The organism is Nostoc sp. (genome assembly GCF_041747015.1).
GTDB lineage: Bacteria > Cyanobacteriota > Cyanobacteriia > Cyanobacteriales > Nostocaceae > Nostoc.
In genome coordinates, this window is the sequence record NZ_JBGTFY010000121.1 from 1 (window position 1) to 18,731 (window position 18,731).

General features: G+C 43.2%; 15 protein-coding genes and 1 pseudogene. 4 read left to right on the top strand and 12 right to left on the bottom strand.

What is annotated here, in order from left to right:
* Positions 1-249, bottom strand: a pseudogene (locus tag ACEW80_RS09050) (hypothetical protein); the annotation flags it as partial.
* 584 nt (positions 250-833) lie between these two features.
* Between ACEW80_RS09050 and ACEW80_RS09055 the strand changes: the two are divergent.
* Positions 834-2,804: a lipoxygenase family protein gene (locus tag ACEW80_RS09055; protein ID WP_373526264.1), complete on the top strand. Its 1,971-nt coding sequence runs from the start codon at positions 834-836 to the stop codon at positions 2,802-2,804.
* Positions 2,805-2,879: 75 nt separating this feature from the next.
* Here the strand turns inward: ACEW80_RS09055 and ACEW80_RS09060 are convergent, their stop codons facing one another.
* The 10 genes from ACEW80_RS09060 to ACEW80_RS09105 all read right to left on the bottom strand — a co-directional run bounded on the left by ACEW80_RS09060 (position 2,880) and on the right by ACEW80_RS09105 (position 14,551).
* On the bottom strand, positions 2,880-3,746 hold the full coding sequence (locus ACEW80_RS09060) for an alpha/beta fold hydrolase (RefSeq protein ID WP_373526265.1): 867 nt from the start codon (positions 3,744-3,746) through the stop codon (positions 2,880-2,882).
* Between the two features lie 77 nt (positions 3,747-3,823).
* Positions 3,824-5,170 (bottom strand): cytochrome 450, encoded by a 1,347-nt coding sequence (locus ACEW80_RS09065; protein ID WP_373526266.1) that lies wholly within the window; start codon positions 5,168-5,170, stop codon positions 3,824-3,826.
* 149 nt (positions 5,171-5,319) lie between these two features.
* Positions 5,320-5,454: a hypothetical protein gene (locus tag ACEW80_RS09070; RefSeq protein WP_373526267.1), complete on the bottom strand. Its 135-nt coding sequence runs from the start codon at positions 5,452-5,454 to the stop codon at positions 5,320-5,322.
* On the bottom strand, positions 5,439-7,370 hold the full coding sequence (locus tag ACEW80_RS09075) for a hypothetical protein (protein WP_373526268.1): 1,932 nt from the start codon (positions 7,368-7,370) through the stop codon (positions 5,439-5,441). The genes ACEW80_RS09070 and ACEW80_RS09075 overlap by 16 nt, the downstream gene beginning before the upstream one ends.
* Before the next feature lie 459 nt (positions 7,371-7,829).
* Complete coding sequence (locus ACEW80_RS09080) at positions 7,830-9,374, bottom strand: serine protease (RefSeq protein ID WP_373526269.1); 1,545 nt, start codon at positions 9,372-9,374, stop codon at positions 7,830-7,832.
* A gap of 116 nt (positions 9,375-9,490) precedes the next feature.
* Entirely contained in the window at positions 9,491-9,949 is a 459-nt protein-coding gene (locus tag ACEW80_RS09085) for a hypothetical protein (protein ID WP_373526270.1), read from the bottom strand.
* Positions 9,950-9,972: 23 nt separating this feature from the next.
* Positions 9,973-10,884: a peptidoglycan-binding protein gene (locus ACEW80_RS09090; RefSeq protein ID WP_373526271.1), complete on the bottom strand. Its 912-nt coding sequence runs from the start codon at positions 10,882-10,884 to the stop codon at positions 9,973-9,975.
* 102 nt (positions 10,885-10,986) lie between these two features.
* The gene (locus ACEW80_RS09095) at positions 10,987-11,823 is read right to left on the bottom strand and encodes a WD40/YVTN/BNR-like repeat-containing protein (protein WP_373526272.1); all 837 of its coding nucleotides are present in this window, start codon (positions 11,821-11,823) and stop codon (positions 10,987-10,989) included.
* 699 nt (positions 11,824-12,522) lie between these two features.
* Entirely contained in the window at positions 12,523-14,112 is a 1,590-nt protein-coding gene (locus ACEW80_RS09100; protein WP_373526273.1) for a relaxase/mobilization nuclease domain-containing protein, read from the bottom strand.
* Positions 14,093-14,551, bottom strand: coding sequence for a hypothetical protein (locus ACEW80_RS09105; RefSeq protein ID WP_373526274.1), 459 nt, complete (start codon positions 14,549-14,551; stop codon positions 14,093-14,095). The genes ACEW80_RS09100 and ACEW80_RS09105 overlap by 20 nt, the downstream gene beginning before the upstream one ends.
* 334 nt (positions 14,552-14,885) lie before the next feature.
* On the opposite strand from ACEW80_RS09105, the gene ACEW80_RS09110 reads away from it, so the two are divergent.
* The 3 genes from ACEW80_RS09110 to ACEW80_RS09120 are packed head-to-tail and all read left to right on the top strand — an operon-like array spanning position 14,886 to position 16,602.
* Positions 14,886-15,278: a hypothetical protein gene (locus tag ACEW80_RS09110; protein WP_373526275.1), complete on the top strand. Its 393-nt coding sequence runs from the start codon at positions 14,886-14,888 to the stop codon at positions 15,276-15,278.
* 18 nt (positions 15,279-15,296) lie between these two features.
* Positions 15,297-16,112 (top strand): hypothetical protein, encoded by an 816-nt coding sequence (locus ACEW80_RS09115; protein ID WP_373526276.1) that lies wholly within the window; start codon positions 15,297-15,299, stop codon positions 16,110-16,112.
* A gap of 16 nt (positions 16,113-16,128) precedes the next feature.
* Entirely contained in the window at positions 16,129-16,602 is a 474-nt protein-coding gene (locus tag ACEW80_RS09120) for a hypothetical protein (RefSeq protein WP_373526277.1), read from the top strand.
* Between the two features lie 55 nt (positions 16,603-16,657).
* Here ACEW80_RS09120 and ACEW80_RS09125 read toward each other — a convergent pair whose 3' ends face one another.
* Positions 16,658-18,535: a hypothetical protein gene (locus tag ACEW80_RS09125; protein WP_373526278.1), complete on the bottom strand. Its 1,878-nt coding sequence runs from the start codon at positions 18,533-18,535 to the stop codon at positions 16,658-16,660.
* Positions 18,536-18,731: the final 196 nt, after the last annotated feature.

Here is an 18,731-nt window from a genome sequence, read left to right on the forward strand (position 1 = left end):
CTTCTCCATCAAGACAGCCCGAACAGCTGCTGTATGCTGGTAGCGCAGCTTTGACCAATCGAGTGTGAAAGCATCGCAGTGTCCGTTGGTGAGTAGAGAGGCGATCGCATTTAAGGCTTCTCGCATCGTTCTCCTTGACCCAGTTCCTAGCCCGGACAGGTACACCGCCGCCGGGTGTTGAGTCAAGGGCAGTGGGGTAGCTAATTCCAGCGGTTTGGGGTGATCGAGCGGAGCTAGAACGTCACTCATAATGCACGGAGCGAGAATAACTTGAGAGAACGACACTTCTCGTCAATCATTGTCCCATCATGCGCCCTTAACAGAGCGGATAAAATTCTCGATTGGGGTGTTGTGGATGCCCCCAAGTGGGACTAATATCTGCTCTTGGAGACCTTTTATGACGACTTCATCTATCTCATAGATTTATCTAGCGGGTCTGCTGTTTACCCAGGCAGAGATAGGGTTTAACCAGAGATTGGCTGACCGACTAAGGACGGCGGGCTATTCGGTTTACCTGCCGCAACAGGAGTGTTCTAGCATCACAGATCCTATTGAACTTTTTGACATTTGTATTCGGGGTCTGGATGGAGCAAATATGGTGTTTTTTAAAGATGCTCTATTTCCTCGGTCTAAGAGTCTCGGAATTGGTGGGGTTAAACTGGTCAGACTTTCGCGAGGCAGACAACGGAGCGTTGGTGACGGTATTCGGGAAGGGCTCAAGGACGCGCTCGCTGCTAATTGGGTGTTGTTGTAGATTTGCTATAGCTCTGTTTTTCTAAAGTAACAAATCTACAACAACACTCTATATTTTGTCGATTATACTATAGATTATTTTGGTTATTGAAATGACTATCATCCCTTCACAAAATGCTTCTCTACGCAAAAAGTATGAGTATACCTATGAAGCATTTACTAATATAAGTCCCAATCTAAAATATCCGATGGCTGCATCTGTTTTCTTTGAGGATAACTCGCTTACAAAACCAAAATGGGCTAATGATGTCGCCTCTGCACTACTGCTAATTCGCTCTAATCAGGCAATGTATGATGTCGTAATTAACCAAGAGCGATGTTCTACTCTTAGATTTATTTTTGATATTAGATTTTTGACATTCCTAAACAGTTCCAAAAATTCAAAATTAATTAGGAATATCTACAACTCTTTGATCGGAATTTTAAAATTTACATCTAGGGAACCCAGACAGAATCCCAAAGCAGAAGATACTCAACCAAGTGCAGATCATCTTGCTAATATCATAATTGAAAAGAATATTACCGAGAAAGTGAAAAGCATTCAAGAACAAGAAAAGCGCTCTCAAAAGATAACTTCACAGCTTTCATTCAAAAACTATCAAGATTTATTTCAGATTATTTATTTACCATGTGTTGCTAACTATACACAAGAAGACAGGGTCTTTGCGTCTCAACGAGTTGCAGGTGCAAATCCATTGGTAATCGAACGTCTCCCAGCCCTTATAGAGAAGTTTCCAGTTACTAATGTGCAATATCAATCTGTAATGGGTTCTAGTGATTCTCTCCAGAAAGCCCTTGAAGAAAAGAGGCTCTACATAACAGATTACAAGGTTCTTAAAGACATTAACCCTGGGAAGATAGAAATAGAAAAGGGCCGCAAGGTTCAAAAATATATATATCAACCAATCGCATTGTTTGCGGTTGAGTCGGGTGATTGTCCAAATCGCAGGCTAGTTCCGGTTGCGATTCAATGTTACCAGGAGCCATCCCCAGACAATCCTATTTTTATTGCACCATCGCTCAACACATCCTCTTCAGAACGATGGGCATGGCAAATGGCAAAGTTAATTGTCCAAATCGCTGATGGCAACTATCACGAGTTCATTTCTCACCTGGGCGGAACCCATTTACGAATGGAACCAATCGCGATCGCAACCTATCGAAAGCTCCCTTTAGAGCACCCAGTAGGAGCTTTATTAAGACCTCACCTTGAGGGCACTTTGTTTATCAATGATTCTGCGGTAAAAGGACTTGTCAATGTGGGAGGAACAGTTGATAATGTAGCGGCTGGAACATTAGAGTCTTCACTGTTGCTTAGCATCAAAGGTGCAAAGGAATATCCCTTTCCCTTTAACGAGTCATTTTTGCCAATGACATTGAAGAGCCGTGGTGTAGATGAGCCTCATTTCCTACCTGACTATCCCTATCGGGATGATGCACTTTTGATCTGGGATGCGATTCATGACTGGGTTTCGAGCTACTTAAAGCTGTTTTATGAAGATGATAGTGCAGTTCAAAACAATCCAGAGATTCAAGACTGGATCAAAGATTTAACCGATCCAAAAGGAGGTCAAATGACAGGGATTGGAGAAATAACTAATGATGACTCCATACCTCAGATCAGAACCTTGGCATACTTGATTGAGGCGGTAACCCTAATAATATTCACAGGCAGCGCTAGCCATGCCGCTGTAAATTTTCCGCAGTCATCTTTCATAACCTATATGCCTAATATGCCCTTGGCAGGTTACAGAGAAGCACCTAAGACAAGTATTCAGATTAATGAAGCGGATTATTTTGCGTTGCTTCCCTCGCTCTCTCAGGCAGAAACTCAAATGAATATGACCTATTTATTGGGTTCTATCTACTACACACAACTGGGAAATTATGGTGATTCATATTTTGCAGATAGTCGTGTAGTAAAGCTTTTACAAGAATTTCAGGAAAAGCTTTGCACAATTGAGTTAAAAATCAATGCCAGAAACGAAGTTCGTTCTACACATTACAATGTTTTACTGCCTTCTAAAATTCCGCAAAGTATTAATATCTAGGGGTTCCTGAATCTATGGGGTAAGCCTCGGACATGATTGACGCTTATCTTCATCCGCTGGCGGCAGGGTGATTTACTAGATCGGGTGTCGTTGGATATGACTCAAGATTTCCTGGTTTATCTGTTCGAATTTCTCCTGCACTAGTGCATGTCCTGCATCAAGTTCGATCCTGGTATATTCCCCTTTCATATAGTTTTTTGTCATTTCTATGCTGGAACGACCGACCGCAATATCTTGATTTCCCCATATCAGCACGGTTGGGACGGAAACATCGCCATAGGGGATCGGAAGTTCCTTATTGGCTCTGTACCAGTTGATTGCGGCCCTGCGACCCTCAAATTCTTTGAAAACAGTCAGATAGTCCATTACTTCTGAATCAGAAGATATTTTCCAAAGTGAAGGACGGTCTCCGGCAACCGCAAAGCCAAGCAGTAGTTCGGGAATTATTGGCAGCTGGAATAAATTTATATACCAGCTTCGCCGTTTTTGATCAGGATCTGTTTTTTTTGCCCGGCTAAATGCATCCATGTGAGGGATGGATAAGGCAGACCAGCTATTCACCCGATCGGGATACAGTTCAACAACAGTCCATCCGCATCCAGACCCCCAGTCATGTCCTACAAGGTGAAATTTTTGAAACCCTATGGCATCCGCAAGGGCTACAACATCTGAGGCAATTTTATCGATGCGATAGCTTTCTATAGCTTTGGGTCTTGCCCGTGGACTATAGCCTCGCAGGTCTGGAGCTAAGCATCTATATCCTCTGGATGCGAGAGATATCAAAATGCCCTGCCACAAGTGGGACGTTTCAGGAAAACCATGAAGTAATATAACAGGCTCTCCATTATTTTCAAGCCCACAGACCCGACATCGAAATGTCATTTTATTTGCGTTGAGTTCTCTGAACTCAACTTGAAATTCTTGACCCGTTTTGCTTTCCATACATTGCCTCGGATTTACAGATACGCTCATTCCCGATATTTTTAGAGATTTCCTGCTTCTGCGACCAAAACATTAGGTTAGAGGGCGGAGCGACGTACCTTTCCCACTACTCTCACAACATCCACAAGCATATCTAGTGCAATATCCTTGCCCGGACAGATGCGTCCTGCACTGCGATTGCCAACCGAATGAAAGCCCATGTGAAAGGGACATAGATTCTCGCGTTTCGCGTTAAATTCATAGGCTGTAGAACCCCAAAAACCTTCGTCTAGAAGCCCTAGACTCATGGGTATCAGAATCTTGGTGCCTTTAGGAAAGGTTCGTTCCGCTCCTGCTACCGTTGCCGTAAAAGATTCAGTAGCGACCCGATGTGTGGCACTAACAGGTGCCCAGAGTCGGGCGCACTCTAGCAGGTAGAGCCGTACGGACTCTCGGTCGTCCAAATCGAGCGCATCCCAATAATGGGTCGGATCGATATCAGCGGTCTGTCGCCCCTTATAGGCAGGGAGAGGACGATATCCCATTGCCGTATAACCAAGGTGTAGCGGGCCTTGTAGCGCTGCAATACTGATGATAGAGGTCATAAGCTTTGCGAGTTCGCGCCGAGTCATGCCGTTTTCTGCGGAGCAATCCTGCTTAAAGTCTGCGAGGGCTGGCGAATTTTCATAGATCGTCGCGGCTCGCTCGATTAGATCGGTCAGATTTTTGTGTCCCTTTAGGTTCAGACTCTGTAAAATGCGACCGATACCCGCAAAGTAGTGCAAGGTTCCCATGCGCGTGTAGTGCAATTCCGTCAGAAAACCGATTGACTCTTCGTCGTCTGGGTCTAGCCCAAAGAGCACATAGTGCAGGTACCTCACAAGAAATCCCATCCAACCACGCTGATCGTTGGTGAAGAAAGTGCCGTTCCTACCATGGGGCATCTCCACGTAATCTGCTCCCAACTGATCAAGTAGCCGCGAAGCGGTAGCATCGCACTGACGCTCTGTTGTGGCATCATTTAGGAGATAGGCCTGCATACATTTCCTAAATGACTCGTGGTCGTTGCTGCCACCAGCTTCCTCATCTGACAGGGAGAGGAGGAAGACATTCCTGCCGCCAACATCTTGGTTGGGTGCATAATTCTTGTCCAGTATAGTGGTGCCGAGACGCCATGTTCGGGACTGGGGTGAGGTAAGCGCCGTTTCAATCACGTCGAACTCGCCCATCACTACCTGTCCAGCACAACAAAAGTTTTGTCCGAGGGCAAGCCGCTTACTGTCTAAGTAGGTGGGTTGGTTTGCAATGAGACCCTCGACGAAGCTAATGATCGGAAGGAGTTTCTTGCTAAGGCTTTCATCCGGTTTCTGCAAAGCCCAAGCTTGAAATTCATTGAGCGCAGGAACCATAAATGATGAAAAGATACTAACTAAATTTAGGTTCATTAAATTATGCGATCTCCAAAAGATGTTGAATTTTCGGCGTTGCAGAAAGGATGATGATCTAGGTAGTCAAGGGTACGGTTTTAAACTGTAAGTAGTGCAACAGCTCATTTCACCCCTAGCTGTAGACACCGCTCCGTCATACCAGGTATTTAATACATAATTAAGACAGCCGGACCAATTTCGCCTGTTAAAGTTTCACCATACCGCCAATAAACTTCATGGGTTATCTCTTGATGAATTAAACTTTTATGGTTAAACAGGAAGTGATTTAGCGATAGTGACATGGAGATTCTCCACTAGGTGCCTTTGGTAAATCTTTGGAAGCAAGCACGACTTGAATACCTTTATTTTGACAATCTTTTGAGAAATCATTAAGCGAACCGTTGAAATTCTCAGTAAGACATCCCTTAAACCCAAGGAAAGCAATATCATAGATGAGTCGCTGACTAAACTTGCCTTCAAAGTAGCCACCATGAACATTTATATGTCTTGGAATTGAAAAAAAGTAAGCAAAGCAAAGGATGATATAATCCCACCAAAGATTTAATGCAGATCTCCTTGGTGCATGACTAACAACCCCTTCTGGTTTTCCATTTTTGGGGTCTGATTTTGTCGGAGCACCTTTAAAGTCTACATAATCTGTACAGTCAAAGTAGGTAAAGAAATCTGCGACTGCTTCCTCCTCCAAAATCTGCTTTTCACTCTCTTCTTTTTCTGACTGTAAAAGTTCATCAAGTCTCCTATGCTCCAGGTTTGAAGCACGAACTTCAATATTTTTGTAGGGGTAATTATGTTCACCCTTATTGAGATTGATGATGCCATATTTCTCATCATCTTTGAGTCTTCGGTTACGACAGTCAAACTTATTTATAAAGTGTTTAGCAGTTACATTACCAAGTTTGTAGCCCCTAAAACGAGTCCTAGCTGGAAAGCTAAAGTAATTTGCTGCTGTCGAAGCAAGACGTAAAGCTAAATCTGCCTCATTGCTGAAAACATAAGCTTCTTCACAGCGACGTAGTGATGAGCGTAAGAAGTTAGCTCTTCCAGATAGGATTGATTCTACAGGGATGTCGGGCGCAACTAGAACCAGCCTTCCTAGACTAAAAACACGACCAATTTTTGAAGAAGGGTCTTTTCCAGTTAAATTTTCTTCAGATATCTCTATCGAATTAGGCTCGAATACATCAGAGAGGATACGAATTGTCTGTGTAACTACTTCACATCCCAAGCTGTGACTAATAAATGACAGCCTTACTCTGTCTTTATTAATTCGTTCATCTTCAATCTTCTTGACATCCGACCATTGACATTGTGGTATACCTGCCTGTTCACAAGCTTTTTCAATCAAGGCTTGATCGAGCTGCCTAATAAATTCCACTAAATCTATAACACCATAGTTGCTAGCTCTGTAGCGATCGCCTGGATAAGTTGATAATCTCAGCGCAATTAATGCTAAAACTACTCCAAAAAACAGTACAAATAAAACTGCAAGGAGCACGAGTAAGGAGTCAGAATTTATAGGGATAGTAAGCGTATGAGTAGCGATAGCACCAATCAAAGAAGCAAAAAAAACTAAAATTAATCCATTAGGAATGGGGGGTAGAAATCTATTTGCTTCTCCAAGTCTACTTAACAAAAAACTTAGCGAGGTAGACACTAGAAAAATTGACAGAAAAGTTACTACCAGATTAAATACAGTAGGCTTTATTAGCAATAGAGAAACTGTAGTAATCCCAAGTATTAGCGTGCTAATTAGTATGCCTAATAATAGAGTTGGTAGAGATTGAAGAGCGAATTTAATCTTATCTAAAAACGATTTAGGTTTACTATTAGCTGGTTCAGGATCGTCCTTAGCTGGATTTTCGGCAGGCCAACGATAGCCAACAAAAACATTGTTCGATGTGCAAATATTTTTAGCGTATTCATATATATTTTTATCTCTTTTTTGAGTATCAGACTTTGTGTTGGCATAGCCGTGAATAGCAATAGTTAGTTGTGGCTCATCGCTATTAATTAAGTGTGATGCAATATTCTTAACCTCTTTTTCTACCGCTCTTTTATCTGGCTCACTATGAGTATCTTCAACATAGATAGTTGCTGTACTTACTAAATAGTAGCCAAGAACCTTTTTAGACAAGTCCTTATCAATGGGAGTAATGTCAAATGCTATGGTGTCCGAAATTTGAGTTCTAGATATCATAACTTTACGTATTTTCCATCAGAAGTTATGTTTATCAGCTAAGGGATTTTTAGACTTTTTCTAATATCAAGTCTTTAACTAGCGCACGAATTTCACAAATACGACTGTGTTTGAGTAATGTGATCGCACGCACCTGTGTATCTCAACTTCGACAAGTGCGATCGCGCTAAGGTGAAGAAAACTAACCCTACTTAGCAGGGTGCGAGTATTATCCGATGTTGTTGGCGAATCTACTAAGGTGAATCTACTACAAGGGCTAGAAGCCTGATTTTGCCTTTGCTGGTTCAGTAACTTAGTTCCCTGGATGACGGAGCGGCTTAGTTACATAGACCGATAATATTCCATCCAAAGACATTTTAAATTGCCTAGAATGTTCCAAAACAATGCCAGACCCACGTCACCAGCGATATAAATGTGCTGACCTGTGATGAATTTGCTTTCCTCTAAACATAATTAACCCTATTTTTTAAATCGGACATGAAGATGATCGTCATGTCCGATAAGAGGCTCTACTCCTGTTACCAAAGTATCGTTGAAGAAAATTTTGACAACTGGAAGAATAAGATTACCTCTGATAACATTTACTAATTCTTGAGTTCGAGGGCGGGAATAATTTGGATCTCGAAAAGTAACGCCGATTTTGGCTCCATCTTTTCTTAGAAGTCGGAAATCGACATCAAGACCTTTTTGGTGATCTTTATGGGGTGAAACGGGGCCACCGCCTTTAACACTGATGTTGCCTACGCCAATCAGAGGGCCGGTTCGATGGATCTGAAACCAAGCTGATGCAATATTTTCTATGGCTTGTATCGTTTCTGCTAACCCAAATTGTTTCCATTTAAATCTTGAATAACTATAGTAGCTTTGCCCTCGTTCTGGAAGCTGAACATTGATTGCAGGAAAAGGAACTGCCTCTAAAATATTTTCTTCAAAATCATCATCTTCTAAAAGAGCAAAACATGGGGTATCTTCAAGTTCGATGGGGGTTTCATTATCAACCGTTTCTAAGTCAGTAGCTGTTGGAAATACTGTGACTGGAGTTTCCGTGCCATTTAATACAGTGGACAGTCTACGAATCACCCCTATGGCAACGCCAGAGTTCTCACCATCACTGGAAGTTGTACAGCCACCATTAGTATGTACTCCTACCACTTCTCCTGTATCGCCAGAAAGAATGGGAGCACCTGAAGAGCCTCCTAAGGTGTCAATACTAGCGTAGAGAATTATACCATTACTGTTACTGTGCAATGGCCCTGCTTCAATGCGCTTCGGCCTTCCTTGAGGATGCTGGATTAAACACAGCATTGCATTGCTTTCGGTTAAATCCTGTTTAGCCACTTTCAACTTTCCGTACTTTTGGGAAGGTAATTGTCCGTCTACATTACGACCAACTTGCACGATTGCATAATCTACATTTCCAATTCGATATTCTAAAAGCTCGACAATCGGAAAACGATCATCGGGGCGCGGCTCATCAGTTGCAGATGCAGAATCGATTTGAAAATTAAAGTTCAAATGCATTAGTTTGGCAATTTCTTGAGGAGAAATTGTCTCGCCATTACGACTAGGACGTGTCCAGCCATTACCTTCCTGATCGAAGCAGTGTCCCGCCGTCAAGAATTTATCATCATCAATAAGACCGCCTGTACCCCAACGCCGTCCTTGGACATTACCTGATGATTCGCTAGGATTACTGAAGCGTATGTTTAAATCTTCTACCCACTGCAATTGAGCTATAGAGATAGAGAATTTCTGGACAAATTCTTTACTAACACCTAACGTTCCGTCGTAAGATTCTACATCTTGGCTTTCATCTTCAGTCCCGCATATAGTTTCAAGGATGGCTCGCTCTATAAGAACTTCCATTTCTTCTACTTGACGGGCCATTTGTTCTTTTTGCTGCTTAAGGTCATCAAGATTAAGATCATCAGTATTAGCGGCAAATCCAGGGGTTTGAATCTCCTGTGGTGGAGGCAAAGGTAAACTATTGCGTTTAGAGAGCATATATTTTCTCCTAGATCAAATCAAAAAATTTAATGAAGACAGCTAAAGGATCAGAACAGTAATTTTTTGGATAAACTCCAATGACAACACACCACATTATTACCTTCAATAAGTCATTATTCTTGAATTTGTACACAGGGAAGCGATCGTGTTAATTCCTGCAATCGAGCCCAAAAAAACTGAGTCGGTTTACTTGCCATTCCCTGATGACTGACTAGATCTTTCGCTTCTTGAGCGGCTTGTTTTCCAGCTAGAGCGTGTTGCTGGTCACACTCACAAGTCGCTATTTCTGCTGCTTTTTGATAAAAGCTACTTGCTTCTTCAAAATGTCCTTCTGTTTCTGCATCAAACGCTAAACGAAAATAACGATCTAACTCAGTTTCTGAAGAGGTTAGCTCTGCATCAGGATTGAGTAATCTTTTAACATTAGAACAAGCATCGGACGAGGATTCTTGTGAAGCGGATGATTGTTGGGAAGGGTTAGGGAGAGGGAAATCCTGATCTTGAGTTTTTGCTAATTCACAAGCATTCAGAAGTAAGAATGGGATGGTCAGGATCAAGTAATAGCTAATCAATACTAACCTCTTGCTCAATTAACTTAACTACTCATAGTTTTGCTAAACAGTAGAATTTCTAATTCACTTAATTTAGTGCTTTCTAAGTCAGAGAATCCTGTACCAGTGTCTACAGGATTCTCTAGTGGAGTAGCAGACTCAAAAGAGTCAAGTCTTGATAGCCATCTTCTTGCTATGCCAGCGATATGCTCGGCTCGGTCTGTGTCATTAACAACCCTTCTGGCATTAAAAAAGTCAGTTCGAGTTCCGCTAACGTACTGTCCTAAACGTTTTCCCGTAAATTGCCCTGTGGCCATTCCATGGACTAGGATAAACAGGGAAACATTCGGCCTCATGACTATATCAGGCCCATTCGGCAAAGTCACAAGGTCCTCCCTTAGAATAGCGCTGTATTTTTGATAGTTAGATTTCAGGGTCAACTGTACGAACCCACGTCCATAGTAAGGATAATACCGGAGCGTCCTTCGATGTCTTTCTGCTGCTGGCTCTCTTAAGTAGAAAGATTCCCGAACAGGTTTAAAGCTATTAGCCGTTTCATGCTCCACTGTGGCAAGCACGTAGGCGATTTGGGAATCTAAAGTCAATCCGTGCATTCTGCACTCACGAATAATCGCTTTTACTGTTCCGTCTCTGGTGCCAAAGTTATTATCTCCATCTCCAGAAGGACTCAGCGTATCAAGTCTCAATAAAAATTGAGCCGTTGTTGGACCGAGAATATCGCCACCCGTCAGAGCATACTCTTCTTTAAAATCTCTCAAAGCATCCCGCGTAATACTGCCATAGTCCCCATCTACGGTAAAGTGATAGAAATTGTTGCTAGCTAAAATTTGTTGAATTTCTCGGCAGAGTTCTGTGTCTACTCCTAACTGAGAGGTAGCAATGTCTCCATAGGGAATCTGAAGGTTGTTCGTAACTACATTTTGGAGAGTTGCCATATATTTCTTTGGTGTTGTCGGATTAAGTTGACATAAAAAGCCATCAGCCAGTATTCTCCTACAAAAACGATTCCCTTTTTTCTAAACAGACACACAGTGCCTCTATGACTTTAAAGTTTGGAGGAAGCCTCCTACAGGCTTCATGATAGAGAACTCCTCCTCTTTTTTATTGACTGTCCAAAGGTTACGTTTTCGCCAGTTCAAGCTATTCTGTTCAAAATACCAAGGGGGAATGGCTTGAATTTCCTCCCAAGTTTTTCCACTATCTCGAGTTTGAAGAAAGTAGACTTTCACTTCAGAACCATTACCCTTTGCGATTACAATCCCTTCGCTTTCGTTTCGGAAGCGAAGACCCTCTGCATAACTGACTGAAGAATGTCCTTTAGATCGAAGAAATTCATCAATTGCATTGGACTTCTGCCACGTTTTTCCAAAGTCTGTCGTCCAGTAAAGCGTTGGGTACGTTCCTTCAATCTCCCACTGAGTAATCATCCAAAGGCGTTTAATGTTACCGTTGTCATCATTGCTGAGAAAGAATAGCTCATCGATAACAACAGATCCGGTATCTGTATTGAGGGTTTCGCGCCAACTTACGCCGTCATCAGAAGTTTTTACTACTACTGTTCGAGTGCCTATAGCGGTATCTGAAGCCGATTCTGCTTCCCTCATAGTGATAAACGCTAGAGCAGCCTGGGCATCAAATCCAATTACCTCCGTTTCTGTAACAGTAACGGTGTTCGCTTGAGATCGTTGTGCTGCCTTCCTTAAGACTGTGCTGAGATCTTGCACTGTTGTCATGACATTCTCTAATCTAGGTTGAGCAGCAACTTGCTTTTGCCAGAGGCTTGTAATGGAGAAACTGGTCAGGACTCCCGCACCCACAAGCAGATGCCTTCGTTTAATCCCTAAAGACTTGCGCTCTAAATTAAAGCGATGCATATTCTGGTCTCTTACTTTGGTTAACACCATCAAGTGGGGGCGTGTGATACGCGTGTATATATTTGAGGGAGCAGAAATAATATCCATCAACACTGGCAACCTTCCCACTTTCAGGAGTGGCTAACAACAAAAGCAGGGTTTGAGATACTGAGCAAGTCTACAAACCCATACCATCACCACTCTCCTACGGAAATTTTCAGTTACTGTGTTTGTCTGGTGCGGCTCATTAGCTAGAAACTGAGCCATACAAACGAGTTGGGAGATTAGTTGTTAAGATTCACAAACCCTCTAACCAATTCGCCAACAGGATCGTCGTTACCTTCACCCTTAAAGTCCAATTTTCCCTAGCTCAACTTCTCTGTCTGGATCCGAGTGGATGTACTTCAGTACAATCCGAACGCCTAACCCACTTGGGCGAAAGGCAACTTGATAGTGGTCTGGATCAACATCTTTGCCGTTATCTCTAATGAAATTAAAGAGCCTGACTACAAATTCATCACTCATAAGACGTTAACCAGCAGAAACATTACTATCATCTAATACAACTCCCTAATTATCGCTTTCGGGAAAAAAATGAAATATTTTATAAAGTTTCTTTATATTTGTTGTTATTAGGTTATTTATAATCCTTACTCTCCTTGGCTTTCAAGCTTAACGTTGTTTAGTGTTCCATTACTACGAAATCCTATATCAAAAGCTTCATAAACTCAACCCTCCCTGCTGACGTTGCATCTGGATCTGTCGCTGATAAGCAGCCAAATCCTGTTGCCTTGCTGCAATAGTCTTCTCTGACAACGGTATTCCACGTTGATGATCTGCCGTGACTTCTCGAATCCGCTCTACATATGATGCAGGTTTGCCCAAAGCGATCGCTGACGAATGCCACTGCCCCAGTAGCTTTAAGTTATGTTGTTGTTCTTGCTGCTGAATAAGCTGACGCTCTTTGGCGATACGCTGCTGCTCCTGGCGCTGACGCTCTATCTCCCCAGAAGAGCGGTACTGGTCAAGCTCAATCTGCCAAGTTGCTTGATTGTCACGAGCGTAGGACTGGCAGAATTCGGAGTAGCTTTGGGTGTATGTGCGATCGCGCTTAAGTAACTCTTGTACGGCGGGACTTTGCGCCAAGACCTGGGCGATCTGGTTGGTGGACTGCTGCCCTTCCTGCATTAGAAACGCGATCCTATGGTCAATAGCCTTTAGTTCTCCAACTTGATAAATCGTCCTAGCAAGGCTAGACCACTGTTGATAGGCAGCCTGGGCCTTTTTTCGTTGTCCGTGAGCAAGGTCGGGGATTTCAGCTTGTGGCTCTTCAATGTTTTCGGGGATAGCTTTTATCAAATCCTGGATAGCAGGAATCCCATATTGCGGCTCCCAGATAGGCGGTTTTTTCCGCTCTGACTGAGGCGGGTCAACCACAGTTTTCATCTGTGGTTGAGAAGTCTGTAATTCCAGATCCTCTCGTGCAGGAGCTCCCGCTTGTTGTGGCTTTTGGTAATGTTGTCGTGTGCTCTGAACAATTTCAGCAAGTTCTCTGTTATCCCTAGCTTCTTCATAGTTCACTTTCAGGTACTTCTGCAATCCTGGGAAGCTGTAAGCTTTACCCAAAGCATTCCCAGCCACTTTCTCCCCGGATACCATCTTATAAATAATGCCCTTGGGTTTGCCGTTGCGGGTAAAGCCTACTTCGGCTCGAATCTGACGCTCTACTAAGCGGTGGAAAAATTCTGGCATCGTAGGACTGCCCTGAGCTGCCCTTTCAATTTCTACTGCTAGCTGCTGTCGCTCAGAAAGTTCTGGAGGATGCTCTAGCTCACGCTCATAATTTCTGTACGTTTGCCAACTGGGAGCAACTGGTTCTAAGTCATAGTTCCGCTCTAGCTGACGAATAATTTCCTGGCTCCGGTAACGCTCAAAGCTATCAACCACTACCTTGCTACTGATCATATCTATCCGGTTGATAGCAAGGTGCGCGTGTTCATGCTCGGTGTCTTTATGGCGAATAATCAGATACTGATTACTGTTCAGGTCAAAACCCATCTTCTCAATCCATTTTTCACAGGCTTCCCTAAACTGCTCGTCACTCAGGGACTCTCCAGGTAACAGAGATAGTGATGCGTGTAAAACAGGTTGTTTGATACCTGGGTTTAGGTCACGAACAGCCATAAATTCAGCAGTCAATTCTCTGCTACCTTGACCATACATATTTGTTCCGAGGACAACTGCATCCTCTTTATCCAGGTACTCAACTAGCTTTTTAAAGCTGCCACTTTTAGAAATCTTCCCAATCATCCTTGCTCCCAATTCCAGCGTTTAAGAGAACAACTGCACGACCTAGTTCTTTTAGCTCTTGATTCAGTTCTTCTAGTTTGTCGATGCACTCCTGAAGATATTCCTGTGATATTCCCAAAAAGCTATTTTGGCTCTTTGCAGTGTTTAGGGCGGTTGCCTGTTGATTGAGCAGTCCGCCAATCCTGTTTAATTGCACTAAGGTTTCACGGTTAATAGCAGGAACACTAGCACGAGGAATATGAGGTCGCTGTTTGAAGATAACAGCCCGGAGGTACTCGCTCAACTTTATCCCCACTCTCGCTTGATTGAGTATCTCTAACTCCTCATCACTCACGACAAAGCTGAGTTTGTTCGGACGTTCTACTTTTCCAGGTAGCTCTAGTCGAGAGTTTTCAGATACTCCTTGCAATATCTCTGATAAAGGAGGGGGGTTAGTCACAGCAATTTACTCATTTTAGTTGGTAACATACCAGGGGCTGGGGGTTCAGGGGAGCGCCCCTGACAAGCTTGAACGGTCGCGCAGCGATGAGGAAAACAGCGTAGCGTTGTTTTCCGAAAGTTCACGGCTTGCCAAGGGCAGAGTCAATTTTCACATTTTACCAGGGGGTATCATTTGCCCGTAGGCGTATTCACGGGGGGTATTACTTGGCATCACGGGTTTACTGTCTGCACTTCGGGTCATGTTCGGGGGCTGTAACCTCTTATTAGTATATTGTTGTAATATTAGATAGCACTACAGGTAGACGCAATATTTTACTTGAGGCTACGATGCCATGCCGACTGAATCTAAATCTAAAAAATCTGCTCCGACTGTTGATGCTCCTCAATTATCGAATGCTCAACCGAATCCAGATGGGTTTCTGACGGAACTTGATGACTGGGGGAATAAGCCTAATCCAGCTTCTTTTGAGAAGTTGCTAGAGACAAATCAAGAGAAGTTTGCTCGTGCTCTTGAACAAGGTTATAGCGCTGATGACATTTGTAGGCTGGCGGCTACTTACGGTATTAAAGTTCAGCCAAGTACGTTTCGTAAGTATTGGCAGAGGTTGAATGCGAAGCCATCCTCAGAGCCAACACAAGCTACAAGTTTTAAACCAGCGACTAAATCATCAGCCAAACCAGATTCTACTGCTAGCACTACTGCTAATTCTGCTGTTAATTTCTAGGACTGGGAGATATCAACTGTGAGTAATGCGATTAATCTCTGGGCTGGGGAAAAGGGGGGTACTGGTAAATCCTTTGGCGCGAGATTGGATTGCCAACGACATTTGGATCACGGTCAGGATTTCTTTTTGATTGATACTGATAAGAGTAATGCGACAACGAGCAATTATTACGGCATTCATAAGTTCGACAAAAAGGCGTTCTTTAGTGAAGAGGCTTCAAGAGCAAGTACGGCAAATTCTTTACTCGACGCGGCTTTGCTTCGTCCTGTTGTAGCAAATTGTAAGGCGGGTACTAATGAAGCTTTGCTCACTTGGCTAGTGTCAAAAAAGGTGACACCAACTGCTAAACGGTTGGGGATTCGGATGCGTTATCTGTTTGTCAGTGACTTGGATAACGATTCTCTGAATTTGTTTGCACCGACAGCAGAAACTATTGGTCAACATATGCCGATGATCTTTGTTGCTAATCTGGGGCGTAATACAACGGATTTAGAGTTTTTTGAGTCTCAGGGTTTTCAGGCGTTGTTATCACGGTATCAAGTACCAGTAGTGCGGCTAGGTTTGTTCGACCTGGAAATGAAGAAGGTAATTGATGGGCATAACCTCCAAAAGAAACTGTTGACTTGGGGGGATGCGCGAGATTATCCCGATTTTGGGATTTTGGGACAGCAGGAAATTCAAACCTACCTCGAAGATTTCTATGCTCAACTCGATAAAGCCGAACGACTCGCCGATCTGGCGTTTTCTAAGCGAGAAGCATCCAACTCTACCAACGGAATTGAAACAGAAACTCTTCCACCTACTACAAGAAAGCGGAATTCCAGCAACGGATAAAATTTTTCCTTGGGTTGTGGAAACAGCTCTCACTAGGATTGAGATTGCTGAATTAAGGGCGCACCTGACACAAACGGATAGCAACCTAGTAGGTCATCCTGAACAGATGAAGAAAACTCTTGAGGTGGTGCTGAGTCCCTACTTGTCAGAGGTGGGTCGCGTGAGGATTGCTTCAGATCAGCTGACGAAAGAACTACGGGCGGCGGCTGTGATTGATGCTAGTATTGCCGAGTCAGGTTGGCGGGGAATTGGGGTAGCGCTGGCTGCTATTTTTAAGCATCAAAACCTGATGACGGTGGTTGGGATACTTATAGCAACGAGTGGGTTGTTGGGCTTTGTATTTGCTTGGAATTTGGGAGCGCAGAACCGATTGCTGCTGGAGCGGAATCGACGGGTTATTCAGGAGTGCAACACGAATCGCGCTTCTGACCCGGACAAGAATGGTTGGTATACTTGTCCGTTGTGGCAGTTACCCATTCCGGAGAAATAGTGAACTGGGTTGAGCACCCGATTCGTAGTGAGACAGCAAGGACATAGTCCTAACATCATCCCTGTCCCAACACTTCAGACTCATAGCGTTCGGGTGAAAACGCCACCTGAATCTGTTTTTCAACACATTTGTCTGAGAGTGTCTTGAAGAGTGGTTTATACGGTTCAGAATGAAGCTGTTCCGACTTCTGTTCCCATGCTTCAAATTCTACTTGCAATTGCTTTAATCGAGCAGAGTGAGCGTTATCAGTTGAACTTGTTTCATTTTGGAGTTCGTTAATTTTTTGTCTAACACTACTTAACTTTTGCCGCACCTGAGCAATTTCCTGATCTATAGAATTTGGTACGTACTGCTCTTCAGGTTTGAGGCAGATCAACAGCCCTCGTAAGCCAGTGAATGCAAGTTTGTAAATGGTTGAGCGCGTAAATTCGCCTTCAAAATAGCCTCCGTGTACATCAATCACCTTACGTATCCCCCAATCCAACATCAAACGCGCATAGGCGAAGGTATTGAGAAAGGAAAGAAAAGAAGGAAAGCGATCCAACCGATAGCAAAGAAGTTGAGTTTTATCGTCTGTTAGTTCTTCTATTGGCTGGTCATGCTGGTGTGCACCTGTCTTCTTATATTTGCGATCGCGGTAATTCGTACAGTCGAAGTAAGTGAATAAATCCGCGACGCTTTCTTCATCAGGATTGCTAGACTTTTGCAGTTCCCTAATTGGAATACTATTCAGTAAGCCATTAATCTCTAGATAGTTCACTAACTGCCGTTCTGGGTCTTGAGGATTTCTCGTTAGTGTTGATTGATTGACCACACCATATTGGGGATCTTTTTGCTTATCAAGGGGCTTCACGGTGACGTTGCCGAGCCGATGCCCTTGTTTGCGTTCATTGGTGGGGAAGCTAAAGTAGTTAGCGGCTGTTGAAGCAATTCGCAGGGCTAAATCCCCTTCATTACTGAACAGATAGGCTTCTTCAAAACGCCGCAGAGATGATTTTAGGAAGTTTGCTCGTCCGGAAACAATCGTACCTGCCGAAATATCAGGTGATACAAGCACCAACCGACTAAGACAGAATACGTCACCAATATCTTTAGACGGTGCTTTGTTTGAACTGTCAAGGTCACCCACTGAAGCTGGATCAAACACGTCAGAGAGGATTCGCACAACGTTTGTGGTGACAAATCCTCCCATACTGTGAGCAATAAAACTTAACTTAATTTTGTTTGTCTCAAGTCCCTGTTCAACTAATGCTTTATTCAGTTGTCGAAACAACTCCACCAAATCGGGAACCCCAAAGTGACTAGCGCGATAGGAGTCACGGAAATAAACTACAATTCTCAGAATCATCAACGTAACAATCAGCGTTGCTAAGAATCCAGAAATTGCAAAGCAGAGCGTAAAGATTGCTAAAGAAATTTGAGTTGCCTGGAGAAGACTTAAAAGAATGCCAAGAAGGCCACCATACAACAGTGCAGCCAGTAGAATGGGAAGCGATTTGAGGGCTGGAAATAACTTCTTGGGATGAAGGTTTTCTGAAGACCAGCGGTAGCCTAAAAAAACAGCATTTTTAGAACCAATGTTTTTATTGGCATATCGCCAGATGGTTTGATACCAATCTTTAACAGACGATACATTCGTGTTGTAACCATGAATAGCAATTACAAGTTCTACGTCTTCCTGCCCTTTATTGGTCTTTTTATAAAGAGTTTCCGCAACTTGTTTAATTGCTTCTTTTGGATTAACCCCTAAGAATTCTAACCCATCTAATAAGTTTGGCTTTTCGCGCTCAGAAACTTTTCTTAACGGATCTGACCCCTCTTCATCTTCCACGTTTTCCAGTGCGGTACTTACTACAAAAAAACCTGGAATTTCTGGCTCTTGCCTCAAACTCCTACTGCTAAATCGATACAAAGCAAAAAAAGGAGTCGCCATACATCAAAGTTACCTTTGTACTCGGCTTGATTCAATACCAAATTGCTAATCCAAAATCGTAGAGTGAATAAACATTTCCTCCACTTCCTTAATTGATACAAATGATTATGAGGCATTTCCGGAACTCTTTCAATTTTTTTAGCCAAGCAAAAACAAGTTAACCTGTTTGAGTCCAACGTTTCATAAGTCACCCACA

Coding starts and splice junctions, on each gene's coding strand:
- ACEW80_RS09060 (WP_373526265.1), bottom strand. CDS start 3,746: ATGGAAAGCAAAACGGGTCAAGAATTTCAAGTTGAGTTCAGAGAACTC.
- ACEW80_RS09065 (WP_373526266.1), bottom strand. CDS start 5,170: ATGAACCTAAATTTAGTTAGTATCTTTTCATCATTTATGGTTCCTGCG.
- ACEW80_RS09070 (WP_373526267.1), bottom strand. CDS start 5,454: ATGTCACTATCGCTAAATCACTTCCTGTTTAACCATAAAAGTTTAATT.
- ACEW80_RS09075 (WP_373526268.1), bottom strand. CDS start 7,370: ATGATATCTAGAACTCAAATTTCGGACACCATAGCATTTGACATTACT.
- ACEW80_RS09080 (WP_373526269.1), bottom strand. CDS start 9,374: ATGCTCTCTAAACGCAATAGTTTACCTTTGCCTCCACCACAGGAGATT.
- ACEW80_RS09090 (WP_373526271.1), bottom strand. CDS start 10,884: ATGGCAACTCTCCAAAATGTAGTTACGAACAACCTTCAGATTCCCTAT.
- ACEW80_RS09095 (WP_373526272.1), bottom strand. CDS start 11,823: ATGCATCGCTTTAATTTAGAGCGCAAGTCTTTAGGGATTAAACGAAGG.
- ACEW80_RS09100 (WP_373526273.1), bottom strand. CDS start 14,112: ATGATTGGGAAGATTTCTAAAAGTGGCAGCTTTAAAAAGCTAGTTGAG.
- ACEW80_RS09110 (WP_373526275.1), top strand. CDS start 14,886: ATGCCGACTGAATCTAAATCTAAAAAATCTGCTCCGACTGTTGATGCT.
- ACEW80_RS09125 (WP_373526278.1), bottom strand. CDS start 18,535: ATGGCGACTCCTTTTTTTGCTTTGTATCGATTTAGCAGTAGGAGTTTG.